This window comes from Bifidobacterium tibiigranuli, assembly GCF_009371885.1.
Classification (GTDB): Bacteria; Actinomycetota; Actinomycetes; order Actinomycetales; family Bifidobacteriaceae; genus Bifidobacterium; species Bifidobacterium tibiigranuli.
The window spans coordinates 199,763-218,536 of record NZ_QLZA01000003.1 but is presented as its reverse complement, the minus strand read 5'-3'; the positions used below and the strand labels follow the sequence as shown (position 1 = coordinate 218,536).

General features: G+C 63.3%; 14 protein-coding genes. 10 read left to right on the top strand and 4 right to left on the bottom strand.

Annotation, left to right across the window (positions count from 1 at the left end; all coding sequences use genetic code 11):
- The first annotated feature begins 231 nt into the window (after positions 1-231).
- The 9 genes from DDF78_RS11930 to ilvC all read left to right on the top strand — a co-directional run bounded on the left by DDF78_RS11930 (position 232) and on the right by ilvC (position 11,313).
- Positions 232-1,581: a FluC/FEX family fluoride channel gene (locus DDF78_RS11930; protein WP_152580449.1), complete on the top strand. Its 1,350-nt coding sequence runs from the start codon at positions 232-234 to the stop codon at positions 1,579-1,581.
- A complete protein-coding gene (locus DDF78_RS03785) occupies positions 1,581-1,961 on the top strand; it encodes a fluoride efflux transporter FluC (protein ID WP_415481406.1) in 381 nt (126 codons plus the stop codon). The genes DDF78_RS11930 and DDF78_RS03785 overlap by 1 nt, the downstream gene beginning before the upstream one ends.
- A gap of 254 nt (positions 1,962-2,215) precedes the next feature.
- Entirely contained in the window at positions 2,216-3,571 is a 1,356-nt protein-coding gene (locus tag DDF78_RS03780; RefSeq protein ID WP_237564539.1) for an ABC transporter permease subunit, read from the top strand.
- 2 nt (positions 3,572-3,573) lie between these two features.
- Complete coding sequence (locus tag DDF78_RS03775) at positions 3,574-4,557, top strand: branched-chain amino acid ABC transporter permease (protein ID WP_152580447.1); 984 nt, start codon at positions 3,574-3,576, stop codon at positions 4,555-4,557.
- Entirely contained in the window at positions 4,550-5,536 is a 987-nt protein-coding gene (locus DDF78_RS03770; protein ID WP_152580446.1) for an ABC transporter ATP-binding protein, read from the top strand. The genes DDF78_RS03775 and DDF78_RS03770 overlap by 8 nt, the downstream gene beginning before the upstream one ends.
- Complete coding sequence (locus DDF78_RS03765; RefSeq protein ID WP_152580445.1) at positions 5,533-6,327, top strand: ABC transporter ATP-binding protein; 795 nt, start codon at positions 5,533-5,535, stop codon at positions 6,325-6,327. Before DDF78_RS03770 ends, DDF78_RS03765 begins: the two co-directional genes overlap by 4 nt.
- Before the next feature lie 296 nt (positions 6,328-6,623).
- Entirely contained in the window at positions 6,624-7,886 is a 1,263-nt protein-coding gene (locus tag DDF78_RS03760) for an ABC transporter substrate-binding protein (protein ID WP_152580444.1), read from the top strand.
- A 757-nt stretch (positions 7,887-8,643) separates the two neighbouring features.
- Complete coding sequence (locus tag DDF78_RS03755) at positions 8,644-10,044, top strand: MFS transporter (RefSeq protein ID WP_152580443.1); 1,401 nt, start codon at positions 8,644-8,646, stop codon at positions 10,042-10,044.
- A 213-nt stretch (positions 10,045-10,257) separates the two neighbouring features.
- A complete protein-coding gene (ilvC, locus tag DDF78_RS03750; protein WP_024463103.1) occupies positions 10,258-11,313 on the top strand; it encodes a ketol-acid reductoisomerase in 1,056 nt (351 codons plus the stop codon).
- Between the two features lie 266 nt (positions 11,314-11,579).
- Here the strand turns inward: ilvC and DDF78_RS03745 are convergent, their stop codons facing one another.
- The gene (locus tag DDF78_RS03745; protein WP_162000679.1) at positions 11,580-12,506 is read right to left on the bottom strand and encodes a response regulator transcription factor; all 927 of its coding nucleotides are present in this window, start codon (positions 12,504-12,506) and stop codon (positions 11,580-11,582) included.
- Positions 12,507-12,709: 203 nt separating this feature from the next.
- Here DDF78_RS03745 and DDF78_RS03740 point away from each other — a divergent pair, with 203 nt between their 5' ends.
- Positions 12,710-15,460 carry a helix-turn-helix transcriptional regulator gene (locus DDF78_RS03740; RefSeq protein ID WP_272869815.1) on the top strand — a complete coding sequence of 917 codons (2,751 nt, stop codon included), beginning with the start codon at positions 12,710-12,712 and terminating at the stop codon, positions 15,458-15,460.
- A gap of 170 nt (positions 15,461-15,630) precedes the next feature.
- Here DDF78_RS03740 and DDF78_RS03735 read toward each other — a convergent pair whose 3' ends face one another.
- From DDF78_RS03735 to DDF78_RS03725, 3 genes are all read right to left on the bottom strand, one after another.
- Entirely contained in the window at positions 15,631-16,794 is a 1,164-nt protein-coding gene (locus DDF78_RS03735; RefSeq protein ID WP_152580440.1) for a glycoside hydrolase family 6 protein, read from the bottom strand.
- Positions 16,795-16,941: 147 nt separating this feature from the next.
- Complete coding sequence (locus DDF78_RS03730; RefSeq protein ID WP_152580439.1) at positions 16,942-17,715, bottom strand: hypothetical protein; 774 nt, start codon at positions 17,713-17,715, stop codon at positions 16,942-16,944.
- A 161-nt stretch (positions 17,716-17,876) separates the two neighbouring features.
- Positions 17,877-18,686, bottom strand: coding sequence for a glycosyltransferase family 2 protein (locus tag DDF78_RS03725; RefSeq protein ID WP_162000678.1), 810 nt, complete (start codon positions 18,684-18,686; stop codon positions 17,877-17,879).
- Positions 18,687-18,774 lie beyond the last annotated feature (88 nt).

Below are 18,774 nucleotides of genomic sequence, written 5' to 3'. Positions count from 1 at the left end.
TCGCGGCGGCCGAGTATGACCATGACGGTGTCGTCAGGGCTGTCTAGGCGACGATGCGGCGGCAGAGACTTGGCAGCAATGCTGGGGAAGAAAATACCGGGCAGACGGTAATAATGACGGTAACAACACAGACGATAACGACAATGACGGTAACAACACAGCCGAGAACAATGCTACGGAAGGCGGGCGCTATGCGGGTGCGGTTAGGTGAACGCGGTGGATGCAATCGGCATGAGCGCATGGAACGAGGGTGATATGGGACTGTCTGACAATCACACGACGCAGGAGCGTCCGGGCGCGCCGCAGCACGGGTCCGAGTCGCTGACCGGTGCCGAGGCCGACGGAGATCCCGATTATACCGGCGCCCGCACGGGCGCGTTGGCCGATCTGTTCACCGCTTCGGTGCTCGATTCCTTGCCGCAGCTGGATTCCTCACAGTCATCGGCAGCGGCATCGAATGAGTCTCATGAGTCCGATGCTGCGCAAGCCGCTCAAGCTGGCTCAAGCTCCGGCTCGGCAGCGGGATGGGAACCCGCCCCCACCACGCAAATGGTCGCGGCGAGAAGCAACAGCTCCCCGAAATCCCGTAGCGGCAATCGCCGCGCCAAGGCTCGCCTTCGGGCCGACGCCAACGATCCGGCGTTGCCGCCGCAGATACCGCTGGCCCCTCTCAAACGCCTGCAGGCCCGGTTCAATCCGCTTGCCGATTGGGTGATGTATCTGGTGATCTTCGCCGGCGGCTGCTTCGGCACCGGAGTGGTGTTCGGTTTGGCGCTCGCTTTCGCCGGACCTGATGCGGGAAGCGATGTCAGCCAGCTGTATCTTGCGACCTTCATTGTCAATACGGTGTCGTGCTTCGGATATGCGGCGCTGACCACGTACATGTCCCAGGCCTCGTGGCTGAGCAGACGCACGCGCCAGCTCGTCGGCGGCGGCGCAGGCATCGGGATGTGGGGCTCGATGTCGAGCACGTCGATACTGATGCTGCAGAGCTTCCTGCTGCTGCGGCGCGGCGCGGGCTGGGAGCTGATTGGGTATCTGCTGGTCTCCTTCTCCGCAGGCATCCTCGCCGCGCTGGCTGGCTCGCTGCTGTCCTCGCGCATCATGACAAGGAAACGCGCCGCAACGCTTATGCAGGTCGTCGCGAATCTCAACTCCCAGCAGGGCCATCGCAGGCACGCCAGAATGGGCGGTCCGGCGCATGCGGCAGGCGCTGCTGCGGCGGCTGCGGGCACCGCGCCAACAGCCGGGCCGGGTGCCGGCTCGGGAATCGACGGTAGCGGGCATCTCAGCGACTCGGCTCACTATGTGGACAGCAAACCGACAGCGGCCTATGGCGTTGCCGCGGCAATTGGGCAGAACGGTACGCCGCAGGCCGGCAAAGCCAACACGGTTGGCACACTAGGCACGCTCAGCAAACCCGGCGCGCCTGACACCCCTGATAACGCCGGAACAGTTTCCACAGGATACGCTGCTGGCGAACTCGCCAATCATCCGACGCAACCGCTGTCGTACGAGCCGAAGCCAATCACGGCCGAAATCCCGCTGATACCCGATCCCATCACAGGAGAGGTGCGCTGATGCTGCTGACGACTTTCATACTCGTATGCCTGTGCGGCGGCCTGGGCGCTGTGGCGCGCTTCATCCTGGACACCTCGATCCAGCGCTGGTGGAGCCGCGCGTTTCCCTTCTCCACGTTGGTGATCACCGCCGTCGGCACGTTCTGCGTGGGTCTGGCGGCAGCCGCCTTCATGAACCATGCGGTCGACACGCGCACCTATCTGCTATTCGTCATCGGCTTCTTCGGCGGGTTCTCGACCTTCTCCACAGCTGTCAACCAGATGACGTCGCTGGTGCGCAGCCACCGCCAATGGAGCGCTCTGGCGTATCTGGCCATCACGGTGCTGGCCGCGCTCGCATGCCTTGCGCTGGGCTGGTGGATGGGCTCATTGAACCGCTGAGCTGCTGAACTGATGAGCTGCCTAAGCTGCTGACCCAGCTGAGCCCATGCGCCGCTGAAATCTCTCGCCCATATACCCTATCGCCGCAACATCCCGGTTACATAGGGTCGCATCTGGTTACCTGACGGAAATCTGGGCGCAACCAAGTACGCCGTTCCCATCCCTAGGTTAAGAGGGAATCGAGGGGAGGACGCGATATGACAGCTGTACGGCGCAAACTGCGCAAATACCCGGCACGAATGCTGCTGAGTGCGATGTTCTTAATGCTGCTGCTTGCCATAAGTGGCGTATGGTCCACGACTGCGCAAGCTGCGCAGCCGGTTCCGGTGTGCAATCCGACCGGCACCAACGGATGCGTCAACGGCATCCTGCAGGATGCCAACAGGAATCCGGTCGTGGGCGCTACAGTGACGCTATCCGGCAAGGAAAGCGCCACGACGACGACCGACGACACCGGCAAGTGGGCGTTCAGCGTCACGGCCGACGGAAAGTACACGGCGACCATTGACGCCGGGGTGGCAAAGGACCACGGCCTTAAGGCCAACGCCGAAACGGTGGATATCGAGAAAAGCGACTTCTCCAAGCAGCGCGGCGTCGTGCGCTTCGACAAGCCGGGCGAGACGACTTCGAGCCCCAGCGCAAGCGGCAGCGCCTCAACGAGCTCTGGATCTTCCTCCAGCTCCAGCGCTTCCACGCAGAGCAGCTCAAGCAACTCCGCCGGTGCCAATTTCGGGGCGCGTGTATGGCAGCAGCTGTATTCGGGCATCATCTTCGGTCTGATGCTCGCGCTGATGAGCGTGGGCATGAATCTCGTCTACGGCACCACGGGCCTGAGCTCCTTCTCGCATGGCGAGCAGGTGACGCTCGGCGGCCTTATGGCCTACGTCGGCGTGCAGCTGCTTCATATGCCGCTGTGGGCTGCGGCCATCTTCGCCATCATCATCGGTGCGGCCTCCGGACTGCTGCAGAACGAGCTGGTGTGGGCGCCGTTGCGGCGCAAGCATGTCGGCACCATGCAGCAGATGATCGTCACCATCGGCCTGTCGATGGTGCTGCAATACCTCTTCCAGTTCTTCTTCGGCGGCAATGTCAAAGGCATCACAACCGCGGTCGACCAGGGATTCCAGCTCGGCCCGATCACCACTGATACGGCCACGCTGGTATCGGCGGCGATAGCCATCATCGTCATTATCGGCGTCACCTTCTTCCTGTACCGCACGCGGCTGGGACGCGCCACCAGAGCCGTCTCCGACAACGCCGCGCTGGCCTCCGCCTCCGGCATCAACGTCGAGCAGGTGGTCCGCGTCGTGTGGATTCTCTCCTGCGCGCTCGCCGCCCTGTCCGGCGTGCTCATGGGCATCTACCTCAACGGCATCGCATGGAACACCGGCGCTGTACTGCTGCTGCTCATGTTCTCCGCGGTCACGCTGGGTGGCCTGGGCACGGCGAACGGCGCACTGGTCGGCTCGCTGGTCATCGGCATCGTCGCGGATATGAGCTCGCTGTTCATTCCCAACGACATGCGCTACGCGAGTGCGCTCGCGATTCTCATCATCGTCCTGCTGCTGCGGCCGCAGGGTCTCTTCGGCAAGTTGCAAAGGGTGGGCTGATCATGGATTTCATGAACCTGATATCCAATTCACTGGGCGAACTAATCGCCCCGACCACGGCGGCATACGCCTTGGCCGCCATCGGACTCAATATCCACTTCGGCATGACCGGCATGTTCAACATGGGCCAGGCGGGCTTCATGCTGCTGGGCGCCTACGGCTTCGCCATCAGCCAGTCGATGGGCTGGAACCTGTTCGCCTCGGTGTGCATGGCGCTGCTGCTGGCAGGCATCTACGCGCTGCTGCTGGGCATACCGACGCTGCGGCTCGGGCCCGACTACCTCTCGATGGTGACGCTGGCCGCCGCCGAGATTGTGCGCATCGTCGGCAGATCGACCTCGATGACCAAAATCACCGGCGGCTCGGGCGGCATCTCGCCGCAGAACTTCACCACGCAGTTCGAGGGCGCTTCGCCCTTCCCCTCGGGCCGGTCGACCTTCCTGCTGTGGACGTATTCAAATAATGTCGCTGATTCCTGGTGGATTCGTCTCGTCGGGTGGGCGCTGGTGCTCATCGCCGCGCTGCTGACCTGGCGCTGGTTCAAATCGCCGTGGGGCCGTGTGCTCAAGGGCATCCGCGAGGACGAGAACGCGGTGCGCTCGCTGGGCAAGCCGGTCACGCGCTTCAAGCTGCAATCGCTCTTCCTCGGTGGCGCGTTCGGCGCGCTCGCAGGCATCCTCTTCGTGCTGCCGAGGTCGGTGCAGCCTGATTCGCTGGGCCGCCAGGTCACGTTCTACACTTGGACGATTCTGCTCATGGGCGGCGCGGCCACGGTGCTTGGGCCTATCCTAGGCTCGTGCCTGCTGTGGGTGAGCCTGACCTTCATCAAGGAGCTGATGCGCGACACGATTCCCGACACCATCATCTCCTCCAATCAGGTCGAGGCGCTGGGCTGGGTGATCATGGGCATCGCGCTGATGTGCCTGGTGATTTTCAGACCGCAAGGATTGATGGGCGACCGAAGGGAGCTGGCGTTCCATGGCTGAGCAAAACATTCCGTTCCACGATCTGGCCAAGTGGGCGACGAAGGCGCCGGAAGGCGAGGAGCTTATCTCCACGGCCTTCGGCGACAAGGTGGAAAAGGACCTTGCATTCGTCGACAACACGCCGGGCGTGCCCAAGCCGGATCCGATTCTGGTGGCCGACTCCGTCACCCGCAAGTTCGGGGGGGTCACCGCCGTCGACGTGCAGCATTTCGAAATCGAGCGCCACGGCATCACGGCGTTGATCGGGCCGAACGGCGCGGGCAAGACCACTTTCTTCAACCTCATGACCGGCTTCGACACGCCGAATTCGGGCACCTGGCAGTTCGACGGGCATCCGCTCTCCTCGGTTTCGCCGGAGAAGGTGGCCCGTATGGGCATGGTCCGCACCTTCCAGCTGACCAAGGTCATGAGCCGGCTCACCGTGCTCGACAACATGCTGCTCGGCGCTCCGGTGCAGCCGGGCGAGGGCATGCTTACCTCGCTGTTCCCGGTGCGGTGGCGCAAATACGAGAAGCAGAACATCGAGAAGGCCGAATCGCTGCTCGAACGCTTCCTGCTCATCAAGAAGAAGGACGATTTCGCCGGCTCGCTTTCTGGCGGGCAGCGCAAGCTCCTGGAAATGGCCCGGGCGCTTATGCGTGACCCGCAGCTGGTCATGCTCGACGAGCCGATGGCCGGCGTCAATCCGGCGCTCAAGCAGTCGCTGCTCGACTGCATCATGTCGCTGCGCGAAGATGGCACCACGGTGCTGTTCGTCGAGCACGATATGAATATGGTGCGCCATATCGCTGATTGGGTCACGGTTATGGCCGAGGGCAAGATCGTGGCGGAAGGCCAGCCGAAGAGCGTGATGAACGATCAGGCCGTGGTCGACGCCTACTTGGGCGCGCGTGCCAACATCGATCTGGGCGATATCGAGGATATCGAAGAGGTGGAGCAGCCTCCGGCAGCTACGCAGGCGGAAGGAGCCGAACTATGAGCGAGACAGCAGTAGTATCCCGCGCCGAAATCCACGTCGGCGAACCTGAGGGCGAGCCGCTTATGGACGCCATCGACTTGGTGGCCGGCTATCTGCCCGGGGTCAACATCCTCGACGGCGCATCGCTGACCCTGCACGACGGCGAGATCGTCGGCATCATCGGCCCCAACGGTGCCGGCAAGTCCACGCTGCTCAAGTCGCTCTTCGGCCTGGTGCACGTATCGTCGGGCGAGCTGATGCTGCGTGGCGAGAAGATCACCAATATGCGCGCCGACAAGCTCGTGGCCCGCGGCGTGGGCTTCGTGCCGCAGACCGAGAACGTCTTCCCCTCGCTCACCATCGCCGAGAACATGCATATGGGCGCCTTCCAGGCCCCGAAACTGTTCGCTGAGCGCTTCGACTACGTCTGCTCGATCTTCCCCAAGCTCGCCGAACGCAAGGACCAGCTCGCTGGCTCGCTCTCCGGCGGCGAACGCCAGATGGTGGCCATGGGCCGGGCGCTGATGATGAAGCCTTCCGTGCTGCTGCTTGACGAGCCTTCGGCAGGCCTGTCGCCGATGCTGCAGGACGAGACCTTCATCCGCGTGCGCGAGGTCAACAAGGCCGGCGTCTCCGTCATCATCGTCGAGCAGAACGCCTCGCGCTGCCTGCAGATCTGCGACCGCGGCTACGTGCTCGACCAGGGCCGCAACGCCTACTCGGGCCGGGGCCGCGACCTGCTCAACGACCCCAAGGTGATCTCGCTCTATCTGGGCAACCTCGAAGAGGAAGTCGAAGAAGAAGGGCGCTGAGAGCGCAATTGGGCGACGATATTGCCTTATTGGCTACGGCCAAGCGGCCCGACGGGATTGCCCGCCGGGCCGCTTGGCCGTTTCGTAAGTTGCTGTGTTCCTATACCGCTGACGCATCCATGTGTCGGCAATGTTTCGGGCAGTTTACCAGCATCACTGGGTGGAAACATTCGGCACACGCCCTCGTTGCATCGCCCGCTTACATTCATCACCAAGACCGGCGGCCGTATGCGCTGCCGTTCCCGAACCATCGCCCGCGGACGCGGGCCTGAAGAGAAAAGATAGGGTGATTGCTGATGAATAATGTCCGTTACAAGAAGTTGCCGCTTATCGCGACGGCCGCGGTGGCTGCTGCGCTTATGGCCCTGGCTGGCTGCGGCTCGTCGTCATCCGGTTCCAGCTCCAGCTCGTCGTCCGGCGCCTTCGTGCTGGGCGCGCTGTTCCCGGAGACCGGCTCGCTGGCCTACCTGGGACCCGCCGAGACCTCGGCGTTCAAGCTGGCCACCAAGGACATCAACGCCGCTGGCGGCGTGCTGGGCAAGCCGATCACGACGGCGACCGCCGACGTCTCCGATGCCGACCACGCCGATCAGAACACCTCCGGCGCACAGTCGGTGCTCTCCAAGAATCCTTCGGTGATTATGGGCCCGGCTTCCAGCTCCGTGGTGAAGAACGTCTACAAGTCGATCAGCGAGGCCAAGGTTCCGCAGATTTCGATGGGCGCGACCTCGCCGGCGCTCTCCGGTGTCAGCCCGTACTTCTTCCGCACCGTGCCGCCGGATTCCGTGCAGGGCGCAGTGCTCGGCAACGTGATTGCCCAGGATGGCGTGCGCAAGCTGGCCATCGCGGTGTTCAACGATGAGTACGGCACCAACCTTCGCGATGTCGTGGTCAAGACCGCCGAGGCTGCGGGCGTGCAGGTCGTCTACGGCGAGAAGGACACCTTCGACCCGACTGAGACCAACTTCGCGCCGCTGGTCAGCACCATCAAGGCCACGAACCCCGATGCCACGCTGGTGATCGCCTTCGACCAGACCAAGCAGCTGGTCAAGGAGATGTCCAGCCAGGGCTTGGATACGAAGACCAAGATGTACATGACTGATGGCAACACGGCCGACTACTCCAAGGACTTCACCCCGGGCCTGATCACGGGTGCCACCGGCACGATTCCTGGCGCTCATCCGAGCGATGCCTTCCAGGCCAAGCTCAAGGCCATCCAGCCCGGGCTGTCGGACTTCACCTACTCCGCCGAGACCTATGACGGCTCGATTCTCGCCGCGCTCGCAGCCCAGAAGGGCGGCGCCGTGGACGGCGTGACCGTGCAGAAGAACCTCGCGGCGGTCTCCGGCGCGAAGGGCGGCACCGAGTGCAAGACCTACAAGGACTGCCTCGCGCTGCTCAAGGAGAAGAAGGAGATCCATTACGTGGGGCAGGCCGGCATCGGCCCGTTCAACAGCAATGGCGACCCGAGCAAGGCCAGCATCGGCGTCTACAAGTTCAGTGCGGACAACAAGCCGGTGTATGACCACTCTCAGGAGGGCGCTGTACCGAAGAGCTGAGCCAGCTAACCAGCTGAACTGACGGTGGTCGCCGCAATGCAGTTGCGATGACCGGCGCAGGCAGCCGCCAGCAAACCGGGTTGCGCCCGCAGTGCCATAAGGCCTGCGGGCGCAGCGCATATCTGGCCGTGTCTTGGCCAGCGGCCGGCTGCATGCATGATTATGCATTTCGGCGGTCGCCGCTATGAAGCCGTGTACAGCAGGTGATTCGAGTCGCGCCGGCCAGTCCGGCCGGCGCTCTCATGGCGGCCGGATCATCCAGGGCGGCCGGATCATCGTCATCTGAAACTCCGCAGTGGAAGCACGCCGACACGCCGGAAGTGTCCATTATGTGGACGCCCGGATGTGGTTTCAGCCTGCCGGGCCTATCTTAACAACCAGTCGGGCAAACAGCCCGCCAAGAACCGTACGACGATGAGAGGAGGTCCGCCACGATGACCATGAATATGACGTTATGCGCCCCAGTTGCACACGTTACTTCTGAACACAGTGCCTCTGCACGAATTATTATTCCGTCTTCGTTGGCGGATTGATTCGACATTCGTTTCGGCCCCGTCAATGAAGGCAGGGCCGCGATATCGCACATCATGTGACAAGCCCTGCACGAGTTGCGGGGCTTTTTTGTTGCGCCTCACAAGGTCAACGCTCCAAAGAAGCCGGAAGCAAGCAGTACGCAGCACGCATACGTGGTCGCCGCGCAGCCGCTGCCGAGAACAGTCTCGGTGCGCCGCGCAGCGCTTCAGGAGAGATATCGCAAATGACTACAGCACATGTCACGGCAGGCAGCAGGCCGGCAGGGCAGTCCACATCAGCAGGGCAGCACGAGCCTACGACCGCCGCAAAACTCGGCACTATGGCCCGGGACTCGGTGAGAACCGTCATCGCGGCCTCTATGGTCGGCACCGCCATCGAATTCTATGATTTCTACGCCTATGGGACGGCGGCGGCGAATTACTTCCCCAAGCTGTTCTTCTCGCAGAAGACCAATCCCACCGTGGCCCTGCTCATGAGCCTGCTCACCTTCGCCATCGCCTTCATCGCGAGACCGTTGGGCTCGCTGGTGTTCGGGCATTTCGGCGACAGGCTTGGCCGCAAGACCACGCTCGTGGTCTCGCTGTTCACTATGGGCCTGGCCACATTCCTGATCGGCTGCCTGCCGACATACGCGCAGTGGGGCGTGGCCGCAGTCGCCGTGCTGTGTCTGTGCCGCTTCGTGCAAGGCATCGGATTGGGCGGCGAATGGTCCGGCGCGGCGCTGGTCGCCACGGAGAACGCGCCTGACAGCAAGCGCGCTCTCTACGGCTCCTTCCCCGAGCTGGGCGCTCCGATCGGGTTCTTTCTGTCGAACGGCACGTACTTCGTGCTGGAGGCGACCACCAACTCCGCGGCGATGCTCGCCTGGGGCTGGCGCGTGCCCTTCCTGCTCTCATCGGTGCTGGTGATTGTCGGCCTCATCGTGCGCGTGCGCATGGAGGAGACGCCGATCTTCCGCATCGCCCAGCGGGAGCACCGCGTGGTCAAGGCACCGCTCACCACCGTGCTCACCAAGCATTGGAAGCAGGTGCTCCAAGCGACGTTCGTCGTGGCCGTCACCTACACGCTGTTCTACACGCTGGCCACATGGTCGCTCGCCTGGGGCACGAAAAGCGTGGCGCAGGGCGGTGGCGGGCTCGGCTTCACCAACCAGGAGTATCTGCTCATGCTTATGGTCGCGATCTGCGTGTTCGCCGTGTTCATCATGCTCTCCTGCCTGTATGCCGACAGGGTCGGACGTCGCCGCGTGCTGGTGTTCTCCTCGTGCGCGCTCGTGGTGTTCTCGCTGGTGTTCCCGTATCTGCTGATGGGTGAGGGGCGGCGCGATTTCGTGCAGGTGATGGTGTTCCTGTGCGTCGGCTTCGCCCTGATGGGCATCGCTTTCGGACCGATCGGCGCGTTCCTGCCGGAGCTGTTCGATGCGAATGTGCGATATTCCGGCTCCGGGCTGGGCTATAACCTCGCGGCCATCGCCGGCGCGGCCTTCGTGCCGACCATCGCCACCTGGCTCTCGCACAACTGGGGCGTGCGCTCCGTCGGGCTGTATCTCGCCATTATGGCGCTGTGCTGCCTGGTGGCGGTGGCGACCTGCCGCGAGACCAAAGACGCTGATTTCACCAAGTAAGCGTTTCATGCGGCAATGTACGGATCGTGCGTCCTACGATGGCATCGCGCTCGAAACGACATGGCGGCACAGCGCCGTCGGGGTTTCGAGTATGATGGGCAACGGTTAGTAGGACAAAATCCGATTGCATACGCCGCTTGAACGGCGACTGGCCCCGTGTGGGGGCCAACATGACCTGAATTTTCAACAGCACAAATAAGGAGTGCATATATTATGGCAGCACAAATCTGGTACGAAGACGATGGCGATCTCTCTGTCCTCGCGGGCAAGAAGGTTGCGATCATCGGCTACGGCTCGCAAGGTCACGCTCACGCGCTGAACCTGCGCGATTCCGGTGTCGATGTCGTCGTCGGCCTGCGCCCCACCTCCAAGTCCGTGGAATTCGCCAAGGAGCAGGGTCTTGAGGTCAAGAGCGTGCCGGAGGCTTCCGCCGAGGCGGACGTCATCATGATTTTGGCGCCCGATCAGTTCCAGCGCACCATCTGGGCCAACGACATCGAGCCCAACATCAAGCCGGGCGCCGCAATCGCCTTCGCCCACGGCTTCAATATTCATTACGGCTACATCAAGCCGTCCGCCGATCACCCGGTCTTCATGGTCGCTCCCAAAGGCCCGGGCCACATCGTGCGCCGCGAGTACGCCGCAGGCCGCGGCGTGCCGGTCGTGGTGGCTGTCGAACAGGATCCTCGCGGTGACGGCTGGGCCATCACTCTGGCCTACGCCAAGGCTCTGGGCGCGCTGCGTGCAGGCGCCATCAAGACCACCTTCAAGGAAGAAACCGAGACCGATCTCTTCGGCGAGCAGGACGTCCTCATGGGTGGCGTCAACCACCTGGTCGAGTGCGGCTTCGAGGTGCTCACCGAGGCTGGCTACCAGCCGGAGATCGCCTACTTCGAAGTGTGCCACGAGCTCAAGATGCTCGTTGACCTCATGAACGAAGGCGGCCTGAACAAGGCTCGTTGGAGCTGCTCCGACACCGCGCAGTACGGCGACTTCATCTCGCAGGTCGTCGACGACTCCACCAAGAAGCGCATGGAGTACCAGCTTGGTCGCATCCAGGACGGCTCCTTCGCCAAGGAGTTCATCGACGATCAGGATGCCGGCGCGCCGAAGTTCAAGGAGCTGCAGGAGAAGTTCTCCCACGAGAAAATCGAAGAGGTCGGCCCGAAGCTGCGTGGCATGTTCTCCTGGAACAAGGGCGAAGCCGCTGACGCCGACGAGAACCAGTCCTTCACTGGCAAGATCGTCCGCGCGCAGTCCGAGGCGTGAAGCAGACAACGCAGTGCGTTGTCAGTAGCCGAGGCCGAGCAGCCGCTAAGGCTGCGAGGAGCTGAGCCGCAGGCGAAGCTATGACAAGCGGGCCATCGCGTGAGACCTACGGATTCGGTCTCGCACAAGAGTACCGAGTGATTGAGCGTCACTCTTAACTCATGAAAACCGCCGTTCGTTGACCATAAAGGTCAACGAACGGCGGTTTTTGCATCCCGGTATGGCTCCCCGTGCGACACGCCCGACTTGCGTATCCCCTTATGGGGCTACATCTCCTTGGCGAGCTTGTAGCCCACGCCGCGCACGGTCCGAATCCATTGGTTGCCGCCGGTGTTCTCGCCGAGCTTTTTGCGCAGATTCGCGAGATGCACTTCGATCGAGCGGCATTCGGCATCGGTGACGACATAATTGGTCACGAATTTCTTGCCTGTCCGCAGCTCCAAGGCCAGATTCGCCCGCGAACGCACTCGGCTGCCGCTCTGCAGGAGCAGAGTCATGAGGTTGAACTCGGTTTTCGTCAGTTGCACCTCCGCATTGTTCACCAGCAGCTCGCGGCTGAGCGTGTTGAGGCGCAGACCATTGTATTCAATCCATGAGCTTTCGTATTCCTGCATGTCGAACGCGGCCGAATCGGTCGTCTCGCCAATGTCCACACGTTCCAGCAGCTGAGTCGCTGCGGCGGCTGCGCTTGCCGCGGGCTGCAGCCTTGGCACGGGTCGAAGCTTCGGCATGGACCACGATGTGACGGGGCCGCCGATCGCTTGCTCGAAGCCAGTGTCGGGGTATACGGGCTGATCCGCTCTGCGCAGGTAGGCTTTGAGCGAAGCCCTGAACTCGTGCGGTCTGAATGGCTTGCGGATGTACTGATCCGCGCCGGCGGCGAGCCCCTCGACGACATCGTTCTCTTCGCTCAGCGAGGTCATCATGATGATATAGGCATCGCTCAGCGCGCGGACGCGGCGGATGGTCTCGAAGCCATCGATGCCATTGCCCAGCATGACGTCGATCGTTACGATGGCGAGACTCTCCGGTCGCTGCTGCAGACTCTCGATAGCGTCCTCGCCGTTGGTGTAGATGCGCGTGGTGAAACCCGTGTGCTGGAAGATATCGCTGATAAGCCTGCCGATATCCGGATCGTCCTCAATAATCATCGCCGTGCGTGCCTGGTGCGGTGCTGTGCTGTTGCTGGACATGATCATTCCTCTCTCAAACCTTGCTGTGGGGCGAGCCGTGGGACCCGGCCAGTGCGTGTAGTTCCTGTGTGATTCCATTGAACGGCAGATTGTCGTACGCTACTAAAGAAACTGCAAAGACTATCTGACATGGATAGTGCTTTTGGCTGATAGGCTAGCCGCATGAATACCGTTGCCTACCCCTCGCTCCCCCCCCGGAGGAACTGCCCGAGGCGGTTGCCGCGCGGCTTTCGGGAGGCGGCAGCGAGCTTATCTCAGTGACTGGGCTTCCCGGAGTGGGCAAGACGACCTGGCTGCGGCAGTTTGAACAGGCAGCCGACCGTTTCCGTGTGGTCTCGGTGAGCGCCGACGCTTTCGAAGCTGATTTTTCGTTCGCTCTTATCGACAAGGTCGCGCGGGCCGCGGGCGAGCGCGCCGGGGTGCTTGCGGGGGTGGGCGAGGCGACCGGCCTTGAATTCTCGGGCGTGGTGCGTTCGCTGCTGTCCGTGCTCTCGCGAGGTACCTCGGGGACGCGCCGCCTGCTCGTCGTGATCGACAACGCGCAATGGATCGACGACAAATCATTGCGCGCGCTGCGTTTCGTGCTGGGCCGTCTCGCGTTCTCCGGCGCAGGCGTGGTGCTCAGCGGGCATGAGCCGCGCACTGGTGAGATAGCTCAGGAGATTTTCGCCGCCGAACCTGACGCTTGGGCGCGCAGGCAGCAGATCGAACTCGCGCCGCTCGATGCCCGTGCGTTGCGCGGATACGTCTCCCGGGTGCATGGCCTTGAAATATCGCTGCGGCTGGCCAGCCGCATTCGCGAGCTTTCCGGCGGTCTGCCGCTCTACATTGACGCGGTCATTGCCGCCATGGAGCCAGCGCCCGGCGAGACCCGTTCGCATTGGGATTCGGGGGTGCATCTGCCGGCTCGCCCTGGGCAGGCGTTCGCACAAGGCAGCGCCGATGCGACGCCTGCGGTGCGCCATGCGCTCGAGATTGCCGCCTTGCTTCGTGATGGTGTGTGCGCTCGGGAAGTGGAGGCAATCGCACAATGCCTCGGCGACACCGTCGATGTGGAGGCCGCCATCGCCGCAGGTCTGCTCGTGCGTTCCGCGCCCGGAAGCGTGCGGCCGTTCCATAGCCTTTTTGCCGCCGATATCGCCGAAGGACTCGACGCCCAGCGACGCATCGCCATTCTTGAGGCCGCTTCCGCGCAGGTTTCCAACCCGCACCGCGCTTTGCTGTGTCGGCTTGATGCGGCGACGGCGCGCGGCGACGGCCTCACGGCGGATCTCCTGCAGCGTGTGCGGGCGGCGGCAAGCGCTGCCGAGGCGTCCGGCGACCCGGGGCGCGCCATCATCTACCTGCGCCGGGCCGCCATGCTCGCCGACCCGGCTATGCGCGGCGAGCTGATCGTCGAAGCCTGCGTGCTTGCTGGCGCGAACTTCATCAGTCCCATCGTGCTCGATCTGCTGCCCGAGCTTGAGGCGCTCGACCCCGATCCGGTGCGCGACCTGGCGCTGCTGCAGACCCGGCAGATCACCGGAGACGTGCCGTGGGCGCTCGCGTTCGTGCATGAGCTGCTGGCGCGCGAGCCGCAGCACCCGGATGACACCGTGCTGCGCATGCATATCACGATGATGGCGGTTATGGTGCAGCTCACCACCGATGATTACACGCCGGTGCTGGGCCTGCTTGACGATGTGCGTGAACTCGCGCATCGTGTGCAGGATGAGGCGATGCCGCTGAGCGACGCGCGGCTCGCCGTGATGCCTGATGCCGGGCAGATTTTGCTGCGCGCTACAGGGCTTGCCGTCACGGCAGCCGCTCGCGTGCGCGACCTCGAACGGGTGCAACGCGAGGTTGACGCGCTTTCCGGCCTCATTGCGAACGCCGAAGCGTCACCGGCGCTGGCCGACGCGCTCACCTGCCGCGGCGGCGTGTACGCCGGTATTGGAGCCGTGCAGGCGGCGACGGCCGATCTCGAAGCGGCGAACGCGCTGGCGGCGGACGGTATCGTGGGGTGGAGCCTAGGGCATGCGAGAGTGCTGCTGGCCTACTGCTGGTGGCTTGCCGGGCGCACTTCCGAGGCCGGATCGATGCCTGAAGGGGCTGCGGTCGGCGCGCTCGACAGCATCGACGTCTCCTCGCGCCCGCTGGTCTTCCTGCTGCGCGCAGTGCTGGCGGCCCAGGCCGGCGACGAGGACGCCTATGCCGAGAACAGGCGCATCGCACGCGAAGTCACCGTCACCGACTACGACACCTTCGGTGCCGAACTCGAACTGCTCGCCCAGGTGCAGCATGCCCGCATGCATGGCGATGCACAGGCCGTGCTCGATGCGCTCTCGCCTGAGGCGCTGCAAGGGCGCTGGCTTGCCGGGCGCTCCATCTTCACCTATCGGGTCGATGCGCTCGCCGCGCTGGGACGGGCCGAGGAGGCCGACCGTGAGCTCGCCGAGCTGCACAAGCATGTCGGTCTGGACTGGTCGCCGATCTATGGCTCGATGAACTGGCTTGAAGGGCGCGTGGCGGAGGCTTACGACTTGCCGGAACGTGCGCTGCGCGCCTACCGCGCCGCCGTTCGTGGCGCTGACGATGCCGGGGCGCCGGCCCCGCGCGTGCGGGCTCAGGCGCTCAGCGACGCCGGGCGGATGCAGCTGAGCCTGGGCGATGCAGCGGGCGGGGCGCGTACGCTGCGGCAGGCTGCGGAGCAGTTCCTCACCCTTGGCGCCAGACCGGCCGTGCGCCGTGCGCTGGCGCTTATTGACGATACGGATCCGGCGGTGCTTTCGGGCATCGAATCGCTGAGCACCCGTGAACGCGAAATCGCCATGCTCGTGGCCCAGGGCCGGACCAATGCGCAGATCGCGCAGTCGTTGTATCTGGCGACACCTACCATCGCCTTCCACATGCGCAAGGTGCTCGCCAAGCTTAGGCTGTCCTCGCGGCGCGAGCTCAGCAGCGTGTTGGCATAGAGATACTGCGTCGTAGGGACCCTGCGCACTACGCGCCCTGGGTTTTGCATAGTGCGCACGAAACGAACATCATAAGCGACGCTATGCCATTGCGACAATGGCCATAATTGTTGCAATATCAAGGATACGTTGGTAATCAAGCGTGGCTAGGCATGTTCATTTCGTGCGCACTACGCGCTATACCATGCCCAGCGCGCGCTCATTCCACCACGTGCCCGCAGCAGGTCCGCCGTTGCACGGGCCGTCGGATTCCCCGGGCGGTTTGATCCACATGAATGCGTCCTGGCTGCCGTATGGCGCTGCCCCTGGAGCCGTGCCGATGCGCGCCCCGAGTCGATAATGTAGTGGGAGCCGGTGAGCTGGTTTATCGCATCCCCGTAGCGCTGCTCGTCGGCGTCACTGTTGTAGTTCGACACGTTAAGCGAAAATCCCCGGACCTTGCCCAGACCCACCCGTTGGAGCAGGGAGGCCATCTGGCGCGCGGGAACCCATGCGGAGTGCCCGGCATCAATGTAGATCGAAGCGCCGCTGGTCGAGAGCCAGTCCACAGCGATGCGCAGCAGCGGCAGATTCGCGGCGATGGGCCGGCATTGGGTGGAAAGCGCCAGCGCGTCGGGCTCAAGGATGAGAATCGGTGCGCTGGCGGATTGTCTGAGCGCAATCGTGATCGCCTGCACCCATTCGAGGTATTCATCCGCCAGAATCCCGTTGCCGGAGTAGTTGCCGCAGTCGCGGTTCGGGAATCCGTATACGACGAATACGGCGGTCTGGCGCGCTCGCTGCGCATCGGCAAGGATGCCGTGCAGATACGGTTCGACGGCGCTCGCAGGGACATGGTCGGGTGTGAGCCATATCGCGGTCGGCGTGCTGGCGAGCACGGAAAGCTGGCTTTGCTGGCTGCTCGAAGCGCTCCGGTAGGCCCGCGCCGCCTGCGAATCCGGATACACGTAGAGTCCGGCCCCGGCGAAGGGATTTTGGTCGGTGGAGGCGTAGCGCGGCGGTGCCTGGGCGAACTGGGCATTCGCCCTGATTGCGGTCCAGGCGCAGGTGACCAGCACGAGGACCAGCACGGTCGCAGCCGCAATCGTTGTGCGCAAGCCGTTGGCGAAGCCGTGCCTGCCAAGGGGGCCGCGCTGGCCGGACGATTTGCGTCCGCCGGAAGCACCGTGCCCGTCGAAGAGGCGATGCCTGCCGGACGATCTGTGCCCGTCGAAAGACCTGCGCGTGCCGGAAACACTGCGCTCACCGGAAATACTGTGTTCACCGGAAATACTGCGTTCACTGGAAACGACGCGCCTGCCGCGCCTGTTATTGTGCGATGGGAACCAGCGCATATCGCGCCTCCTTCCAATCCGTGTCCGCTTGCTGCCTAGAGCTAGGGTGCCCACATGTTATTTCATGTCACAGTATTTCATGTCACGGTATGTCTCATGCCGTGCTATGTCATAGGATGCCATACCGTGACATGACATGCGTCCGCGTCAGAAGGCGTCGACCGGCACCGACTTTGAAGCCGTGGCCTTCGTCGATGGGGTGATGCCGATCGGCACGTCCATGCCTACCGTGCGGTCATCGTAGAGCGGGCTGCCGGCCGTGCGCTGCACATGCACCGAGAATTGCATATGGAGCGTGATGCCGATGGTGTCCAGCGGCAGGTCGCCTATGGTCTGGTTGCGCATGTCGAAAATGCCCTTGGGCGACATCAGCAGTATGCCAGCGTTGCCGTTGACCAGGGGCTCCGGGTCGAAGGTGAGCTGTGCGGCATTGCCGTGGCGCACGAAGGAGGACGAGGAGCCGGTGGCCCCCGACATCGTGGTGAGGGTGCTGGTGATCGATACGGTCGACAGATACACCATGCGCTTGTTGAGATATGGCGCCCGCAAGTCCGTCGACAGGTCATAGGCCTGCAGGTTCATCGAGAACAGCTTGTCTCCCTTCGGATACCATGCGCTTGGGTCCGGCGTGGACTGCGATGGGTAGAGCGCCAGCACGTAGTCGATGCCTTCGATGTTCGTATAGATATGCACGGCGCCGTTGGCGCTGAATGGCGATAGGAAGCCGGTCTTGGAATGCTTGCTGCTCGCGTCATCCGGGGTTTTGGAGGTCGCTGCGGCGCCGCTTGCCGTGGCGGATGGGCTGGAGCTGGGCAATGACAGCCCGGTCAGGCTTTCCAGGCTGGCGCAGCCGGTCAAGGTTCCCAGGCCGAGTGCCACCGTAAGGCTTGCGGCGGCTATAGTGAAAATTCTCTTCTTCATGGTTCACTCCGTTCGTGTCGAAAATCGTGTCGAATCTTGGGTGTCGTTCGATTGACGGTTGGTGGTGCGGTTGCTGATGAATGCTTGTTATGGTTGGGGTGGCTGCGATGCTTCTGGTGCTTGAATGCACCGCTCGGGTTGCGCTGTAGCGGCTCAGCGGCTCAGACCTTGGCACCGTGTGTCGGCCGCAGCAGCGACACGAGCATAATGCAGGTCTGGGTGACGGTCAGCACCGCCAGCGACCACCACCCCAACGGCAGGATGACGGCGGTCTGCACGGCAATCGGCAGCTTGAACTGGACGAACAGGCACACTGCAAGAACGAGGACCTCGATGATCGGCGCGACCAGATAGGCGTTGCCGCGGCCGCGCTCGGCCTTGGCCTGAGCGGCCCAATTGTCGCTTTGCCCGCCGAAGAGCGACTTCCACCACGATCGCACGAAATGGCCAATGCGAACCCACAGGTAGAGTTCGGCCGGTACGAACAGCACGGCGAACAGGATGTCGCGGAAGTTACGGCTGCGGATTTTCAGCGCGATCTTCAGATTCAGCAGAATCGCGACGACGGTGGGCGCTATCCAGATCGGGTAGAACTCGAACGCGCTGATTGAAAGTGAAGAGATGAGCAGAAACGCGAAGGCGAAGCGATTGTAGCCGTTGAAGAACATGGAGATATGCTCCATCCAGCGCTGCGTCAGACTCGGATGCCTCGGATTGGAGCGCATGAGCTCGACGGCGCCGGAGTTCCATTTGACCTGCTGGCCGTCAAGGGAGCGCAGCGTGGTCATGCCGCCGACGTACGCCCGTGCGCTGGCGCTGAGCATCGTCTCGTAGCCGGCGGATTTGATCTGCAGCGAGAGCAGGGAATCCTCCACCTCGCTTTTCATGATCCACGGGGTCGCCTGATTCTCCCGCTTCGCCACCTCTTCGAGCGCCCGCACCGAGAAGAGCGAAAACTGGCCGCCAAGCACGGGAATGACGCGATGATGCCATCGCCTTGATGTTGAACGCCGCGAACTGCGCGCGCTGCCCGGCGACGAGCCACGAGGCGATAGGACC